This window comes from Polyangiaceae bacterium (assembly GCA_020633235.1).
Lineage (GTDB): Bacteria > Myxococcota_A > Polyangia > Polyangiales > Polyangiaceae > JACKEA01.
The window spans coordinates 778,586-793,695 of the sequence record JACKEA010000004.1 but is presented as its reverse complement, the minus strand read 5'-3'; the positions used below and the strand labels follow the sequence as shown (position 1 = coordinate 793,695).

Genomic DNA, 15,110 nt, shown 5'->3' with positions numbered 1-15,110 from the left:
TGTCATGGAGATACTTCGGCACCATCGCTAGTCCATGTTCGACCATGCAGCGTTCTCCTGTTGGTTCGGCGCGGAAGCTAGGGGCGCTCGGCCGCTACTCTTCTGCCTCCTGGATGAGCCACAGAGGGGCGTAGGGGGAATCCCGCTCGATGTGCATGCCGATGTCGTGCGCCAAGCACGCCATGGACAGCGGACGGATAGCCAGGAAGCCTTCGGGATCATGCAGGCGCTCCGGGATGGTGAAGTAGCGACGATGCAGACCCAGCGCCTTGTCATACGCCTCGTTGAACGCTCGCTCGTCACGTTCGAGTAGGCGCAGCATCAGCTCCATCAGCGGCACTTCGAGGTCCAGCACCCGGGATTCGAACTCGCCGAAGTTCGTGCGCCCCGGATCCGTCGCTTCGAGGGCCGCCACCAGGTGATCTCCTGCCTGCTCTGAGCGTGTCCACATCGCGCGAAGCGCGCGGGCCAGATGAACGACCCACTCGTCGGTGGAGAAGCGCTCCCGACCGTTCACGACCGAGCCGCCAAACACAGCCTCGGGAACGCGGCACAGCTCGTCGAGCCCGCGATGATTCCGCGAGATGGCACAGATCAGGAACGCATCGCCCCACCGTCCAGCGTGGCTCGTGCTGTCCGGCCCTTTACCGATGGCGGCCACCGGTTTGCCGCCAAGCGTGACGGTGAGCTGGTCACCTGGCTCTGCACACGCCATTCTGAAGTGCCCAACAAGCGCTTCGCCCCACAGGTCGAGCGCGCGTCGGAGCTTCCTGTCGCCGAGCGGTGTCAGCCACCACGCCCAAGACTCAGCGATGCTCGCTAGTGAGTCGAGATGTCGGTGCGGCTCTTCATCGCGTGCAATCTTGGCGCAACTACGGGAAGTACGAGCAACATCTGCCTCAGCCTCTGAGCGATCACCATAGTAGTCGTAGTAGTGGTGTTTGCGATCACCTGAGTCAGTCATAGATATCGAACTCCTCGAGTTTGATTCCCTTGGCGCCGCCGCTCGGACTGACGTTGAACTTCGCCTCGAAGTAGGCCAGTTGTTCCGTTGTATTCATGTCGTCTAGACGCTGGGCGACTGCCCGGATCTTCGGATCGGGCGACTTCTTCATCTGGGCAATGATGTCTTTCAGGTACTCCTTCGATCCCTGCTGCGCCACGCCCTTGGCGACCCGCCGCGATCCGAGCTCCGGAGAAACCCCACCTTTCGCTTCGACGACAACGAGCCGCGTACCGGCGGACTTGTCGTGCACCTCATACACCCGATCAAACTCACCCGGCCGCGCCGCGTCCTTCACCCCAGGCGGAGGGTACACTTGGCGGGGTGGCGGTGGCCCAGGGAACTGCTTCTGGATGGCCTGGTCAGCGCCGAGGAGCCCCAACTCCTCACTCTTGCCCGCGATCCTCGTGTACACGTCCTTCAGCTCGTCCGCGGACGCGCCTCGCTTGATCATCGCGTCGCGCTCAGCCCGTGCTTTGTTGCGTTCTCGAAGGAGCTTGTTCGCCTTGGTCTGCGCATCCTTTGGAAGCTCGGCCAGCTCGAGCTTTGATGCGGTGCCCGGCTTTCGCTTGGCCAGAAAGTCGATGCCTTCGTCTGCTGCACGCCTTGCGCGCTGAAGCTTGTCGAGCCAGGCGCCTACCAGCTCGGCGAACTTGTCATCACTCACCTTCCCCACGCTGGCTTCGAGCCGCATCAGATGAGGAGCTAGCTGCTCCGCACGATCGGGAGGCAGCTTGCCAAGCGCCTCCCACTGCTCCTTCACGGTATCCGCCATCTCGTCCGCGAGGTTTGCGTGGGGCGTTCCTTCGATGAGCTGCTTCTCCAGCGTCCACTCGATGCACTTGGTCGGACTGGCGGAGCGACACCACTTGTTGGGCCCGGTCTCCATCCAATGAGCGCCGTCCTCTGAATACGCGTACCGTGCGCCTTCGGGCCCGCGGACTCTGCCGCCGGAAGCGAGATCCGCCAGTTCCCGCAGCGCTTCCTCGTCGGAGATTTCCGTGTTCGGGAGCCGGCCCGATCGCTTCATCCGAACTTCGCGTGTGCCCTCGTCAACGACTTCGGCGAGCTCGTCGTTCTTGCCCGCGAGACGGAGCTCCTCGGTCTCGTCCAGCAGCGACCCCAGCTCCTTGCTGACCCGACCTGCGCGGAGCGTCTTGAAGATTGACGCTCCCTCCATCGCTCCGAGGATGATCTGAAGTGACACCATCGCGAGCTCGAACGTGCCCGGTGCGTCTACCCCAAGGGGGCTCTTGCCGTAGGGATCGGTCGTTGCCCCCGCGACAGCATCCGCTGCGAGAAGATTCTTCAGATCGACGATTCCCGTCCCGACCGTCGCCGCGCTGGCAGCCGCAACCAGAAGGCCGCCGATTACCGGGTTGAATACGAAGATTGCTCCGGCAACCGTGTCCGCGATGGTCAGCCCAATGTTGAGCCAGAACTTCTCGTGCTCGCGGCTGGTCACCTCCTCGTTCAGGATCTCTACCAGCTCGGGCTTGAGCTCGGCGCGAGCCGCCGCAACCGGGGCTGGCATGTCGAAGGCGCTGATTTCACCGCGAGCGATGTAGCCTATCGCAGTGGTGATGCGCTGTGCCGTCTTCGCGTACGCCGCCCGGATCTCTTCATGAAGCTGACGGTCGGCGTCGGTTTCGCCGGGCGCGCCGCTCGGCGCCTTGCCGGGAGGCCCCTGGGGAGGCGGCGGTGTTGGTGGGCTAACGCCGGGTGCCGGCGCGGTGTAGCCAGCACGCGCCTTGGCAAAGTCCAACGCGTTCAACATGGGAAAGCGCTGGTACATGACGCTCAACCCGGTCGTTACCCCCGCGAGTTGCGTCGTCCGTAACTTGGCAAGGAGCATTGCCGCTGATGCGAGTTGCGCACGTGCACCGTCGTGAAGGTAGGCGCGAAAGTACGCGGCGACGGCGGACTTGTAACTCGCGGGGACGTCCGCCTGCGTCGTCAGCGTTCGAACGACACCCAAGAGGTCGCGACCTTGTATTGCAAATGATTTTGCGAGACCAAGCTCTGAGCGTGCTTCTTCGAGCTGTTCCTTCTTCTGCCGAAGGCCTTCCACGATCTCGACCGCACGCCGCACTGTACCCAGCACGGATTCCCCCTTCTTGGGTCTTTCGGCGGCAGCGGACCCGGGAGGCGCGCCGGCCGCCTTGGCTTCGGCTTCCAGCTGCGCGAGCATCTGGTTGCGCGTAGACAGAACGCGCGACCTGTGCGCCGCCATCAGCGACAGCGCCCGCAACCGGATCTTTCGTTCGATTTCGAACACGACCTCGCTGCGCTTGGCCTTGGATGGATCGGTGTTCTTGAGAACCTCGTCAACTTTCTTTTCGTCCTTGCCCTTCGCCGCGAGGTACTTCGACATCCCCGATTCGGTCTTGGATGCTTCCTCGAAGCCTTCCTCCTCGACCGTATTTGGAACCCGCTGTGAGGCCACGCGTCCTGCGCGGCGTTGTTGCGCAGCGTGAGTCAGCTCATGTGCCAAGACAAAGCGGCTTGCTACGCCCCCGTCCAACAAGGAGGTGTCTTCATCGAAGCTGATTCTTGATCCGCTCGTGACTGCAAGCGCACTGTGCGCCTGAGCCTCTCGGTGGCCCTCAGCCGAGGCGTCAACGCGAACGTGGTCCAGTGGCTCACCCACGTGCCTTTCGGCGACGTCGCGCACCGGGCCAGGCAAACTTCCGCTCCGCACCGCCACCTTTGGCAGTCGCGGAGCAAGTTGGAATCCGATCTCGTCTGCTTGTCGTTCGGCCGGATCCGAGTGAGGCGCGGTGCTACGAGCCTGCTGACCCGAGGGCGGATCTTCCAGGGAAGATTCTTCGCACTCCGTACAGGTCTTGCCGTGCGCAACGCACGCCGGGCAGCGCGGCTTCTTCTGAGCGCCACTCGGAGGTGCTGCCAGCAAGAGGTCGGATTTCGGCGGTGTCGGATCTGCGCACTCAGCGCAGGTCTTGCCTTGCGCGGCGCACGCCGGGCAGCGTGGCTTCCGCTGCACGCCAGCCGGCGGAGCTTCCAGTGTCGGCTCGGCGGACCGCTGCCGCGCATGGCCGGAGCTTGCGCTGTCGTACGACCTGAATGCGTCCGGGGCCTGCGATGGCGCCGCCGCTTTCGGCTGTGGACGCTTAGCGTATTGGAACACCGCCGCCCCCCGGCGCCTCCCCGCCCTTTGCGAACCACTTCCGTGCTTCCACGCTTGCGCCCATCTTGTCCAACTCGCTGCCGACGGCCGTGCAGACGTCGCCTTCGGATACGAGAGCGTCGCTCCGTTGTGCCGCAAGCGCTCGCGCCAACCGCGACGCGCTCGCGATGTTGCCGCCGGTCAACGTCGCCGCCGCAAGCGTGCGGTCCACGAACGCTGGCGTCAGCGTCTCGCCGGGCGCACCCAGCTCCCGGCGCCACAGCGTCGCGCGCTCCGCTGGCTCCGGCGGCTGGAAGTGCACGCACACGTCGAAGCGCCGCACGAAGGCGCTGTCGATGTTTCCGAGGAGATTCGTCGTCACGATTGCCACGCCGTCAAACGCCTCGAACGCCTGCAGCAGGTACGACGCCTCCATGTTCGCGTAGCGATCGGTGCCGCGCTGTACCTCTCCCCGCTTCGCAAACAGCGCGTCGCCTTCGTCGAACAGCAGCACCGCCCCCGACGACTCCGCCGCGTGCAGCGCTTGCGCCAGGTTCTTCTCGGTTTCGCCGACCCATTTGGAGACCACACTCGCGAGATCGACCCGGAACAACGGCAGCCTCAGCTCCGATGCAATGATCCGCGCAGTCAGCGACTTGCCGGTGCCCGACGAGCCGGAAAAGAGCGCCTTCACTCCGCGCCGCTGCTCCTCGTCCGTCGACGACTGCGCGAGCGCGAGCACGCGATCGATCGACCCCGCGGCGTGCGTCGAAAGTACCAGGCGTTCGCGGGGAACGTTAGGGTGTTCGACGGCGATGCCTCTGAGGGACGATGGGCGCGCGAGCTTCAGAAGCTCGCGCTCTGCCGCAGCCACCAGATCCAGCGCTGGCGCCGGGGTCAAAGCGCGCGCCGCGCGCACGGCAAGACCCGCGCCGGCACGACTACGTCGTGCGAGCTCGCCCGCTGCCACGTCGAGCTCCGGCGCGCCGCTCATCTGGATTTCCAGCGCCCTCTTCCAGACGTGCTTTCGCTCAGCGCGATCTTTCGCGTCCGTCTCGATGAGCAGCAAGCTCCGCTCGCCAACGTCCGGCGCATCCTGTCCCTCGTCCACGATGGCGATGGCCGCCGTCGTGCTACGCCCGAGCCACGCGGCAGCTCGGCGCAGGTCTTCGGGCGACGCCTCGAGCGCGGTCGAATCCCACACGGCGACGGCGCCGGAGAGCTCCGGCTCGAGCAGGTCCTGCTGGGTGCGAAGCTCCTGCGACGCACAGCGCAACAACGGCGCACCGAGCAGGTATCCGACCAGCGCTGCGACCGTGTCGCGTCCGCTGCCGCTGCGGCCCCGGACCACGATGAACCATCGTTCCGGTCGCTCGAGCCCGTCGTGCCACTCCCGGAGCTCGGCGACAACGCGTTCCGGCAACGCGTTCGACGCGACAGCCCCCTCACCGGGCCGCACCAGCCCCGAGCCAACGATGCACGTCGCTCGTACCCGCGGATCGAGGAAGATCTTCGCGCTCAGCCAGTCGCTCTCGGAGCGAGCGCTCACGACGCCTCGCCGCTCGAGCTCCGTGAGCCCTGCCGTACCTGCGGCGGCGTCGGGAACCGTGGCAATCAGCGTCCCTCGGCGAACGCCCCCGCGCCGGTTGCGCGCCTCGGGATCCAGCTCTGCCCGGAGCAGCGAGGCACCCAGGCTCCGCGCTGGCTCCGACAGGCCCAAACGCAGTGCCACGTTCTCCCAACGCTTCACGATCGATCCCAGCCCAACGGCGTCCGGCCGAACGGGATCCAACACGTGAAGGGTCATCTCAGACCTCGGTGGTTTGCATCTGACGCTTGCTGACCAGCGGCGTATCCGTGGTGAGCTGGCTGTCGATGCGCACCGTTCGCACGACGTACGACACGCTCAGCCGATAGGGTTGATTCACGGCCTCCCACAGCTCGAAGAGCTGGGTGGTGGTCAGCGGGTTCATCGTCACCTGCAGCTTGATGTCCTTCACTGCCGGATCGGAAACCCACTGCCCCAGCGTGAATACGCCGTTATCGTGGAGCGCGAGCGCCGCTTCTCCGAGCATCTGGTAGGTGTCGAGAAAGGCGAGATCGTCGTCCACCTTGGTGGCCGGAATGATCAAGAAGTAGAGATCAAGCGCGAGCGGATCGCGCTCTACGACGATGTTCTGCGCCTTTCCCGTCGACGAGATCACCGTACGCCGGGGCCCGCTGTTCTTCGCCGTGCTGCTCTCGAGCACCTGGTAGAGGTAGAGGATCAGGGTAGAGCTCGACACGCCCGTCGCACGCTCCGGCGGGCCGGAGAGCACTGGGAAGCCGCCGGGCGCGGTCTTCAAGATCTCGACCAGCGCCTGCGTCGCTTGCTTGATGATGGACGCGTCCGCCACGGCTACCTGCGTTCTGCCGGATGCACCACCCAGGCGAACAGGCCGACGTCCCCCGGCGCGCCCACCTTCACGCTCTGCGCCGAGCGCGCCACGACGGTGTCCTTGCTCTTGGCGACGCGTAGACGCTCTGCGTCCGCCGCGGTCAGATCGATCCCCGGTGCGAGCTCTGGGCCCTCGTGCGCCAGCACGACCTTGACGAGACCAGCGCTCGCGACGGGGACGACGGTGCGCGTGGTGTCGTACGGGTACGGATAGCTGTTGCCCGCGCTGAGGCCGATGAGCCGGGGTTGCTCGGCGGCCGCGCCGGCACGGCGTACCCGCACCGGTCCGCCGGCAACGTCAGTGCCCACTTCCAGCGGAATGCCGGCGCGTGGAACGTCCCCGCCGCTCGAATCGAGCTCACAGGTAGTGGCGGCCACGCCGCCCAGGCCGGCGCCGAGCTCGGACACCGCTTGGTTCTGATCGGTGAACGCTCCGGCGCCACCCGCAAACTCGAATACACGGCGGTCCGCTCCCGCCGCCAGCGGTCCGCCGCCGTACTGACCCGCCGCGTACGGCTTCGCAAACGGTCCGACGTGGGTGGCCTGCACGGCGTTGCCGCCCGCCGGACCGGTGAACACCACCGGACCGGGGCCAAAGCGCGTCGGATCTGGGATCGCAACGCCATCGACCGTTTGCACGCCTTTGCCGACGTCCATCCGCAGCTCGGCCAGATAGATGGACGGATGTCCGTAGGTGTTGCGGATCACGTTGAACCGCGGCGCCACGCCCTGGCGGAAGAAGCCGGTGGTGTAGATCTCGCTTGCCGCGCTCGCGAGCTGGAACACGTGCCCGAGAGTGATGCCGTCGTCGCTCCCTTGGGCGCCCGCGGGATCCAGATCTTCCCACGCCTCGACGGCGTTCGGGTGCGCAGCCTCGGCGAAGAACGCCGGGAACACGCTCGGCACCGACACCTTCTCGAACACGAAGCGCACGTTTTCGATCAGGTTCAGCGGCAGATGCGCCGCGCAGGGGTCGAACTCCGCGGAGCGCTCGTCCAGAGCCAGGGCAACGCGGATGGCCTCACCCGCCGCCAGGGTGCCGCCGACGGCGTCCAAGAGCTCCTTGCGCGTGAAGGTGCGCGCTTCCGCCAACAGCAGCAGGCGGCCTCGTCCATCGATGGCGACTCCGGGCGCGACCGCGAGGTTGGACGAGGGTTTGCCCGCAGCGGGATCCAGCGTGAGCCCGCCCGCCACGCCGGCGCTCAGCGGCGCGAGCAGCACCCGACGGATGAAGTCCCGCAAGTAGTCGAAGGCGGTGTTCAGGCGCTCTGCCGTCAGGCGTTGCCCGTCTTGAAACCGGGGCCGGAGCGGCGCCACCGCGCTCACGACGGGCCTCCGAAGGGATTGCCGCCGGAGGTGTCCGTCCCGCCGACCACGCCGTCCGAGCCGCCGATCACACCGCCCCCATCGTTCCCGCCGTCCATCATGGAACAGAGGACCGCGACGAGCAGGGTCGTGATCTGCGCTTGGTTCCCCACCAGGCGGCGATACGGGAACGCATCGTCGATGAACACGTAGTGAGGGTGCAGGACGCCCGGCTCCGGATCTAGCTCCGCCGGCACGCGATTCGCGATCAACACACGCCCGAGCACCACTGCGGGATGCGTACAGCAGGCGCTGGCAACGAGCTCGGAGAAGTAGTCCACGAGCTGGGGCAGGAGCTTCACGCACTGCCCCCCGGGAACGTCCGCACCGGCGCCTGCGAGCCCCTGCGGAGCTCCAGCAATGTTCGGACCCGCGGCAGCGGTCTCGCCGTTCACCTTTCGCATCCGCCGCATCAGCTCGCGCTGGAACGAACCGCCGAAGATCGCCTCGATCTCCGGGATGGCGACTGGGTCGAGACAGCCCGTGAGCGGGTACAGCGCCGGCACCGTCGGCACCAGACGCAGGCGTACGGTCTCGAGCCGGCGGCTGAAGTTGCAGCTCGGTGCGGGATCGCAGGGTCCCCCGCCCGAGAACTGCGGCACGGCTCGCGCCGGGGTCTCCTCCAGCTCCGCGAGCAGGAAGTACTCCCGTGCGACGATCTCCCGCTTGCCCTGCTGACAGATCGGTATGTCTCCGAACCAACCCGCACAGGTGTCGTGGCGCTCGCTCACGTGGGATTTTCCGGCCAGCGCCAGAACGTCGATCTGCCGCGACGAGCACATCGACAGAATGCGGCCGCCGGCGTCGATGGCGGCGCCGGCGCTCACGTCGATCACCGTGCCCGCAATCACCTGGGGATTGGGGAACACCTTGGCTAGCAGCGGCGGCACCTCGATGAGCGTCTTGTGCGCCACTCCCGCCGCACCGCGGATCCTGAGGCCCCCCAGCACGCCGAACCCGATGGCGAGCTTGGACAGGATCGCGTTCTTGGTGGAGAAGTACGTCGAGAGCGCGTTCAGATCGTCCGCCGTGATCAGCTGGCCGTTGAAGAAGCACGGCCGAGGCGGGCACATGTCCGGCAAGCAGCCGATCCCGATCGTCGGTGGGCACTCGCAAACGCAGGGATTGCAGCCGCAGCCGCAAGAGCCCCTGTTGAGCATGGTCGACATCATCATCCTCTCGTGCTCTCGCCGCCTATTTGACGACGAACAAGGTCTTGAAGGTTCCGCCGGGCTGGCCGTTGCCGGACGGAACGGCCCCGGAAATCACGTTGGGCTCTCCGTCGAGCGCTACGTCCGTTTGCGCTCCGACAATGGCGTTCGACGTAGTGTTGGGAAGCGTCCACTCGTAGCGTCCTGCCGGCAGCGCCAAGCTCGAGCCCGTCGCCTTCAGCGTGAGCGTGATGCGGTTCGGGTCCGCGGAGTCCACCTGCACGTCCAGCGCGAAGCCGTAGGCGTTCGCCGGCGGATTGCTCGCATCCCACAGCTCTGAATCGCCTCCGGCGTCGGGGTAGAAGCGAAGCGACCAGTCCACCGCGCCGGCGGCCAGCTCCACGGACGACGTCGCCACCACCTGGGCCTCCGTGGTGCTCGCCGCCGTCAGCTCCTCACCGAAGGCGGGCTCCACCTGGACGATGTGCGGCAAGATCGGGAGCGAGTTGTGACACTGCGTCAGCACCTCGAGGAGCGCGCGCAGCGCCGGTCCGCCCGGAGCCAGAGGCCGACACCGCGTGCCGTCGATATGAAGGATCCTGGGATCGCCCGCCGTGTCACGCGCGAAGCGCGACCACGCGACGCAGGCGATGGGCACGACGGGAAACTCCGGATCGCACCCGCCGGGAAAGGGCGGCAATCCGCGCCACGCGCCCGTGAGATAGTCGGCGAGCGCGCCGCGGCAGTCGTGCCGCAAAAGGGCGTCGGCGTCCGGGGGGCCCGTTTCCGCCAGGCTCAAGCTCTCTTCCAGCGCGCTCTTTGCATCGGCGTAGGGATCCGCCACGCGGGCAAAGAGGTTCCGCGCCGCAACGACAACAACACCCTCGGAAGTTCGAGCTGGAAAGCAGCTGAGCTCGCCACAACACGAGGCATCGAGCACCGCCGGGGACGGCTCCGACCCGGCTTCGTGATAGCGCAAGCCGACGTGGCTCACGACCACCAAGAGCGAGAACAGGTAGTCCACCGGTGTCTGGCCGGGGCCAAGCAAGCCGGGGCCGCCGTTCTGCGGTGGCGTGATCTTGTTGAGCTGATCCTGGAAGTCCGCGCCGCTCGAGCTGGCTCCGACGTCCGTGAGGCCCGCGTCCACCAGGCGTTGATGGAGATCCACGACGTCGCCCTTGGAGAAGGCCAAGCCGAAGCTCTGCTGCACGGCGAGAGCGATGTCCGCTTCCGAAGTGGCGCTCAGCCAAGGGTTCGCGGCGGCCTTGGCGGCGGGCTCCGCGAGGGAGAGGCAGAGATCCGACTCGAGCAATAGCTCGCGACCATCGGGATCCATGGCGAGGCCCGCCCAGATGAAGATGCCGCCATCGGGGGCTTGCTCGCCGGTGGAGCTCTGCCCGGACACCTTGAGCCCCGCGATGGTACCCGTGCCGAACGCCTCTCGCTGCATCAGACGTTGCAGGAGCAGGTGGTAGTGCTGCTCGCTTCTGAGATCGCGCTCGGTCAGGAGCTGACCAAAGAAGTAGTTGAGCCGACCGACGGAGCTCGGCACCCGTAGCTCGCGGGTCTGATCGTTGATGTCGATCATCGTGCAGGTGGACATGACGACTCCTCGTGGCGCGCGGCGGCGCCGATGCGGGTGGTGCGCCCGACGGTCAGACCGGCTCCCGTGATCTGGAAGCTCGGTGACCCCGGCGGAACGTAGAGGCGAGAATCGCGACCGAGGGCGAAGCCCAAGCCGAGGGGCGCCGGACGACCGGGCCCGTTGCTCAGCACGACGCCGTAGCTCGCGGGGTCGCGCTGAGTGCGATCGAAGTCGGCGCTCGTGTCTTGGCCGACGACGGAAGCGGTGCCCACCACGAAGCCGGCAGCGGCGGTGGGGAGGATACGAAACGTGGTGTGGGCGGGCTTCTCGAGCTCGATGATCTGGCGCAGGAGCTCGAGCGTCTTCGAATCGCACACGAAGCGTGCGGGAACCAGCACGTCGAAGTGGCTCGTTCGATGACCGCTGCGCTCCTCGCACTCGTTCAAGAAGGTGCAGCCAAGGCGCGCGTCTCCCAGATCCGTCGGACCGGGTTCGCTGGTGAGCACGGTGTGCAGGCCGAGCACCGCGCCATCGAGAACAAAGTCCGAGCGGACGGCGAAGTCCTCGCGCACGTGAACGTGGAAGCCGAGGTACAGGCGAACGGCCAGCTCGATGCCCGCCGGCGTGCCGCGCGTCCGCGCGAGCTCCGGCGCCTGAATCAGGACGTGCCGGAATAGCCCGGGCTCCTCCCGGAAGCGATCGAGCACCGGCACCTGTAGCCACTCGGCGAGGTACGGAAGCATCGGCTCCGGGGCGGTGCGCGGATCGAACAGCTCAGGATAGGCGTCGAAGCGCGCCCGCACGCCAGAGAAGGCCGTGGTCTCGAACAGCGCGAGCCAGCGCCGGAGGAAGTCGTCGTCCGGCGTGGACTCGCGGAAGAAGCGCGGCAAGTAGCGGGAGATCCCCTCGCGGGGGCGCTCCACTTCGATGCGAGTGATGCGCGGAGTCTGGCGGCCGTTGCCGCGGAGCGTGAGACGCAGCGCCAGGAATCGCCCGGGCTTCGCGAGCACGAGGGCGTCCATTGCGGCTTGTCGAACGTCGGCAGGGCTCTCGACCTCGCCTCGGCTTTCCGTGCTCGCTTCCACTGCCCGCGACCAGCCACTGGGGATCAGCGGATCGACCGCTATCAAGTCGTCGCTGGCGCGCGTCGAAAGCTCGACGACGGAGCCTTCCGGGATCTCGCCGAACAGCAGCACACGGTGCCAGGCCGTGGACGGGCGGCCGGCATCGAGGGCGTCCTCTTCCGCCGAAGGCCCCAGGATGACGGTGCCGACCTCGGGGTAGAAGACGCGCAAGCGGAGGTCGTGGAGATCGTCGATCAGCGCGAAGAACAGCGCCTCCTCCCGCGACAGCTCGCGGGGGGAAGCCGCGCAGCAGCCCTCCGCGGAGGGCATCAGCAGGTAGCGGCAGGACTCCTCGTCGTGAATCAGCGCGGTGTTTCGCTGCTGGGCGTACCAGCCGCGCCCGAAGAACGCCCCCGGCGGCGACAGCTCGCTCCCGTCCGGGCGGAAGATGCGCACGTTCTCGCTTGGACCCTGCTGCACGACGATCAGATGCCCGGCATCCGACACGGCGAGAGCGACGGCATCCTTCACCGATGCGAACGAAGCCGCGGGCGGAGAACCCTCGCGCCCGAACAGCAACACCTCGGCGGGCGTGAGCACCGCGATCGCGTCGCCCCAGAAAATGGCATCGCGAACTTCGGCAGCTTCGAGCTTGGCGATGAGCCCGCCGCGAGTGCTGCGCAGCAGATCCACTCGGGTGTCGGAGCGCGGGACCAAGACCCAGCCTTCGGCGTTGACGGACCACGCGGCGTGGACGCAGCCCGCAGCGTCCACGGCAAGCAACGGCGGCCGCGGGAACTCGTCCGGTGGGCACTCCACGGTGCCGGCAGCGAGGCGCGCGTCGGGGCTGAGGGTCAGCGCGCAGGGATCGGTCGCAATCTCGGGAGCCAAAGGCGCGACCAGATCCAACGTGAGGCGCGCCGTGCCGAGCCAGCTTCCGTCGTCGGTCTCGAGGCGCAGCAGGTAGTCGCCGCCGGGCGCCGGCATCGGCCACTCGAAGCGGAGACGCCGGCCGTGGGAGCTGCTGACGAGCTTCAGCGGCGGGCCACTCGCGGGCTCGATCACCAGCGTGGCCGTGTGGTGCGGCGGCACCGGCGGTGCAACGTGAAGCTCGATGGTGAGGGATTGCTTGGTCGCAATGATCCGCGCGCCGTCCGGCGGGTCGAAGCGCAGCACCCGCTGCACGCAGGGGTCCGATACCTCGTCGCTTTGGGCACAGCGGCGGGCGTCCCCGAGCGTGGGCACGCTGACCTCGTCCCAAGCGGTGGCGAGCCAGCCGCTCTGTCCCGGCAACGGCCGGGATCGCAGATCCGGCAGAATGGTCTTCATGCCGGCCGAACCCTCACGGTGTGCTCGCCGGAGTACAGAAGCTCGCCGTCGCAGATCTCCAGGTCCTGGCAGGCGACGAAGGGTCCGTCGTCGAGGGAGAGCTCGAGGCCGTCCACGCGCAGCACGCCTTCGACCTGAAACAGACGTTGGCTCACCCGCGAATGGAACACCGCGCCGCCGAACGGCCAACCAAAACCGTCCTCCCCGCCGACCAGCGCGTGGAAGAAGCGATGCAGCGAGTCCATCGCCCCGGCGCGTGTCGCCGTGAGGCTCACGCGCGGGTCGACGACGAGCGTGACGTCGACGCGAATGCGCCGGAACTTCGCCGCGTCCACGAACACGGGGGTGGTGACGAGCCGGCGCGCATCCAGGTACGCAAGCACCGCCCGCGCCACCACGCTCGGAAGCCCGATGGGCGCGAAGATGGACTCCTCGAAGGGCACCTGGGGCACGAGCACCACCGTGACGGTGCCCGGAGATCGCCCTGGATCGCGCCCTGGGCGCGTGTTTGGGAGCGTGTGCGCCCGCGCGACCCGTGCGCTCGGCGTTTCCATCGCCAACGCTTCGAAGTCCCGTGCCGTCACCGCCCGATACCGCGAGCGCACCACCGCCGGTGCCCGCGCGAGGCCCAGGGCCAGCGGCTCTTCGTCCGCCCCGCCCCGCGCAGGCAGCACGTTGGTCGCGTCCATCGAGGGCAACGGCGGCGTACCGGACAGCACCGTCGTCAGCGTCTCGGCGCCCACGTTCCCGGTCACACCGCCGCCGAACTGATAGCGCAGCGCCTTGATGTTCCCTTCCGGCGCGCTGCCGTCGTCCGGCGGCGGGATCTTGCCGTAGTGCCCGTCTCCGAAGAGCACCTCGCCGGTGGCGTACAGCACCTGGAAGACGCGATCGTCCGCACCCGCTGCGAACAGATCGTCGACCTCCTGCCATTCTTCGCTCGCGCCTCCGCCCTCCGTGGTCTCGTTCACGACCAGCTCGAGGCTCATGGGCCGCACCGGCGCGTTGGCCAGGACAAAGCGCTGGAAGGGCAAGCCCGTGGAGCCGCCCAGCGCTTCTGCCGTGATGCTGGTGACCGCCAGGGCATCTACGGAGTTCAGGCGCACGGTGTCGATCTTCGGCGGCTCCGAGAACTCGTCGGGATCGATCACCCTGGCGCGAATCACGAAGAGATCGCGCAGGAACTCGATCTCGACGTCGCTATCGGCGACGGTGAAGCTCTGCGCCTGCTCCTTGTCGAGGGCGATCTCGAGGTACCCGCTCCGGCGCAGCTCTTGGGTGGAGTCGAGCGCCAGCGTGATCGGATTCGAGAACACGATGTTCTTGCGCCCGTCTGGCGTGGTGGAGTGCCCCACCGCGAAGGACCACTCGATGCGCTTCGGCGGCGTGAGCTCTGCTGAGCACGGACCGAGCTCCTCCGTGCCGGGCTCCCCCACCTCCTTCGACCCCGCGAGGTTGACGCGCAGACGAATCGTCCCCTCGGGCCACGGACCCGCGGCGTTCAGGTCAAAGCCGAGGAACAGGCAGTCCTTGACGGTGCCGGCACTCCCGAAAGGCGCAAAGCTCGCGATCAGAGACTCGTTCGCCGCCGTGTGCGCGACGAAGTCCCCGTTGCAGTCGATGGAGCCGATCGCGCCGAGCTCCCCGTTCAGCGCGAAGAAACGCCGCGCCGTTTCGAACGTGATCGGCGTCTTCTCTCCCGGCGGCGGCGTCTGGGTCTGGACCTGGGTCCCCGCCAACACCTCCACGAGCTTGGGCGCCGTCGCGTCCGCCACGGTGAAGGTGATGTCCGCCGTCGCGGGAGTTTTCGGGTGCAGCTCCGCACCCACCATCTTCAAGAAGGTGATGAGGCCCTTCTCGGGCACCTGGTTCACCTGGAACAAGAGCTGCTCCGTCATGAACGCGAACAGCTGCGCGAGCGTGATCCCGGGGTCGCTCTCGTTCAGGTCCGTCCACTCTGGGGTGAACGTGGGCACCCGCCGCCGGATTTCGGTGACGATTTGCTCGAACCGGCGCTGATCGAGATTCGGGATAGCCAGCGGCATGAGG

General features: G+C 67.2%; 9 protein-coding genes. All 9 read right to left on the bottom strand.

The features are described 5' to 3' along the window. Positions 1–94 precede the first annotated feature (94 nt). The 9 genes from H6717_24950 to H6717_24910 all read right to left on the bottom strand — a co-directional run bounded on the left by H6717_24950 (position 95) and on the right by H6717_24910 (position 15,106). Positions 95–964, bottom strand: coding sequence for an immunity 49 family protein (locus tag H6717_24950; GenBank protein ID MCB9580301.1), 870 nt, complete (start codon positions 962–964; stop codon positions 95–97). Next, positions 957–3,677, bottom strand: coding sequence for a DUF4157 domain-containing protein (locus tag H6717_24945; protein ID MCB9580300.1), 2,721 nt, complete (start codon positions 3,675–3,677; stop codon positions 957–959). The genes H6717_24950 and H6717_24945 overlap by 8 nt, the downstream gene beginning before the upstream one ends. Positions 3,678–4,134: 457 nt before the next feature. After that, complete coding sequence (locus tag H6717_24940; protein MCB9580299.1) at positions 4,135–5,937, bottom strand: ATP-binding protein; 1,803 nt, start codon at positions 5,935–5,937, stop codon at positions 4,135–4,137. Position 5,938: 1 nt separating this feature from the next. Further along, entirely contained in the window at positions 5,939–6,526 is a 588-nt protein-coding gene (locus H6717_24935; GenBank protein MCB9580298.1) for a DUF4255 domain-containing protein, read from the bottom strand. Positions 6,527–6,528: 2 nt separating this feature from the next. Continuing rightward, the gene (locus H6717_24930) at positions 6,529–7,893 is read right to left on the bottom strand and encodes a hypothetical protein (protein MCB9580297.1); all 1,365 of its coding nucleotides are present in this window, start codon (positions 7,891–7,893) and stop codon (positions 6,529–6,531) included. Beyond that, the gene (locus tag H6717_24925; protein ID MCB9580296.1) at positions 7,890–9,092 is read right to left on the bottom strand and encodes a hypothetical protein; all 1,203 of its coding nucleotides are present in this window, start codon (positions 9,090–9,092) and stop codon (positions 7,890–7,892) included. Before H6717_24925 ends, H6717_24930 begins: the two co-directional genes overlap by 4 nt. Before the next feature lie 34 nt (positions 9,093–9,126). Next, a complete protein-coding gene (locus H6717_24920) occupies positions 9,127–10,686 on the bottom strand; it encodes a hypothetical protein (GenBank protein ID MCB9580295.1) in 1,560 nt (519 codons plus the stop codon). After that, positions 10,668–13,061, bottom strand: a complete 2,394-nt coding sequence (locus H6717_24915; protein MCB9580294.1) for a hypothetical protein — start codon at positions 13,059–13,061, stop codon at positions 10,668–10,670. The genes H6717_24920 and H6717_24915 overlap by 19 nt, the downstream gene beginning before the upstream one ends. Beyond that, a complete protein-coding gene (locus H6717_24910) occupies positions 13,058–15,106 on the bottom strand; it encodes a putative baseplate assembly protein (protein ID MCB9580293.1) in 2,049 nt (682 codons plus the stop codon). The genes H6717_24915 and H6717_24910 overlap by 4 nt, the downstream gene beginning before the upstream one ends. Positions 15,107–15,110: the final 4 nt, after the last annotated feature.

What these genes read in the sequence shown, in the direction of transcription:
- H6717_24950 (MCB9580301.1), bottom strand. Translation starts at nt 964, where the DNA reads ATGACTGACTCAGGTGATCGCAAACACCACTACTACGACTACTATGGT.
- H6717_24940 (MCB9580299.1), bottom strand. Translation starts at nt 5,937, where the DNA reads ATGACCCTTCACGTGTTGGATCCCGTTCGGCCGGACGCCGTTGGGCTG.
- H6717_24925 (MCB9580296.1), bottom strand. Translation starts at nt 9,092, where the DNA reads ATGCTCAACAGGGGCTCTTGCGGCTGCGGCTGCAATCCCTGCGTTTGC.
- H6717_24920 (MCB9580295.1), bottom strand. Translation starts at nt 10,686, where the DNA reads ATGTCCACCTGCACGATGATCGACATCAACGATCAGACCCGCGAGCTA.
- H6717_24915 (MCB9580294.1), bottom strand. Translation starts at nt 13,061, where the DNA reads ATGAAGACCATTCTGCCGGATCTGCGATCCCGGCCGTTGCCGGGACAG.
- H6717_24910 (MCB9580293.1), bottom strand. Translation starts at nt 15,106, where the DNA reads ATGCCGCTGGCTATCCCGAATCTCGATCAGCGCCGGTTCGAGCAAATC.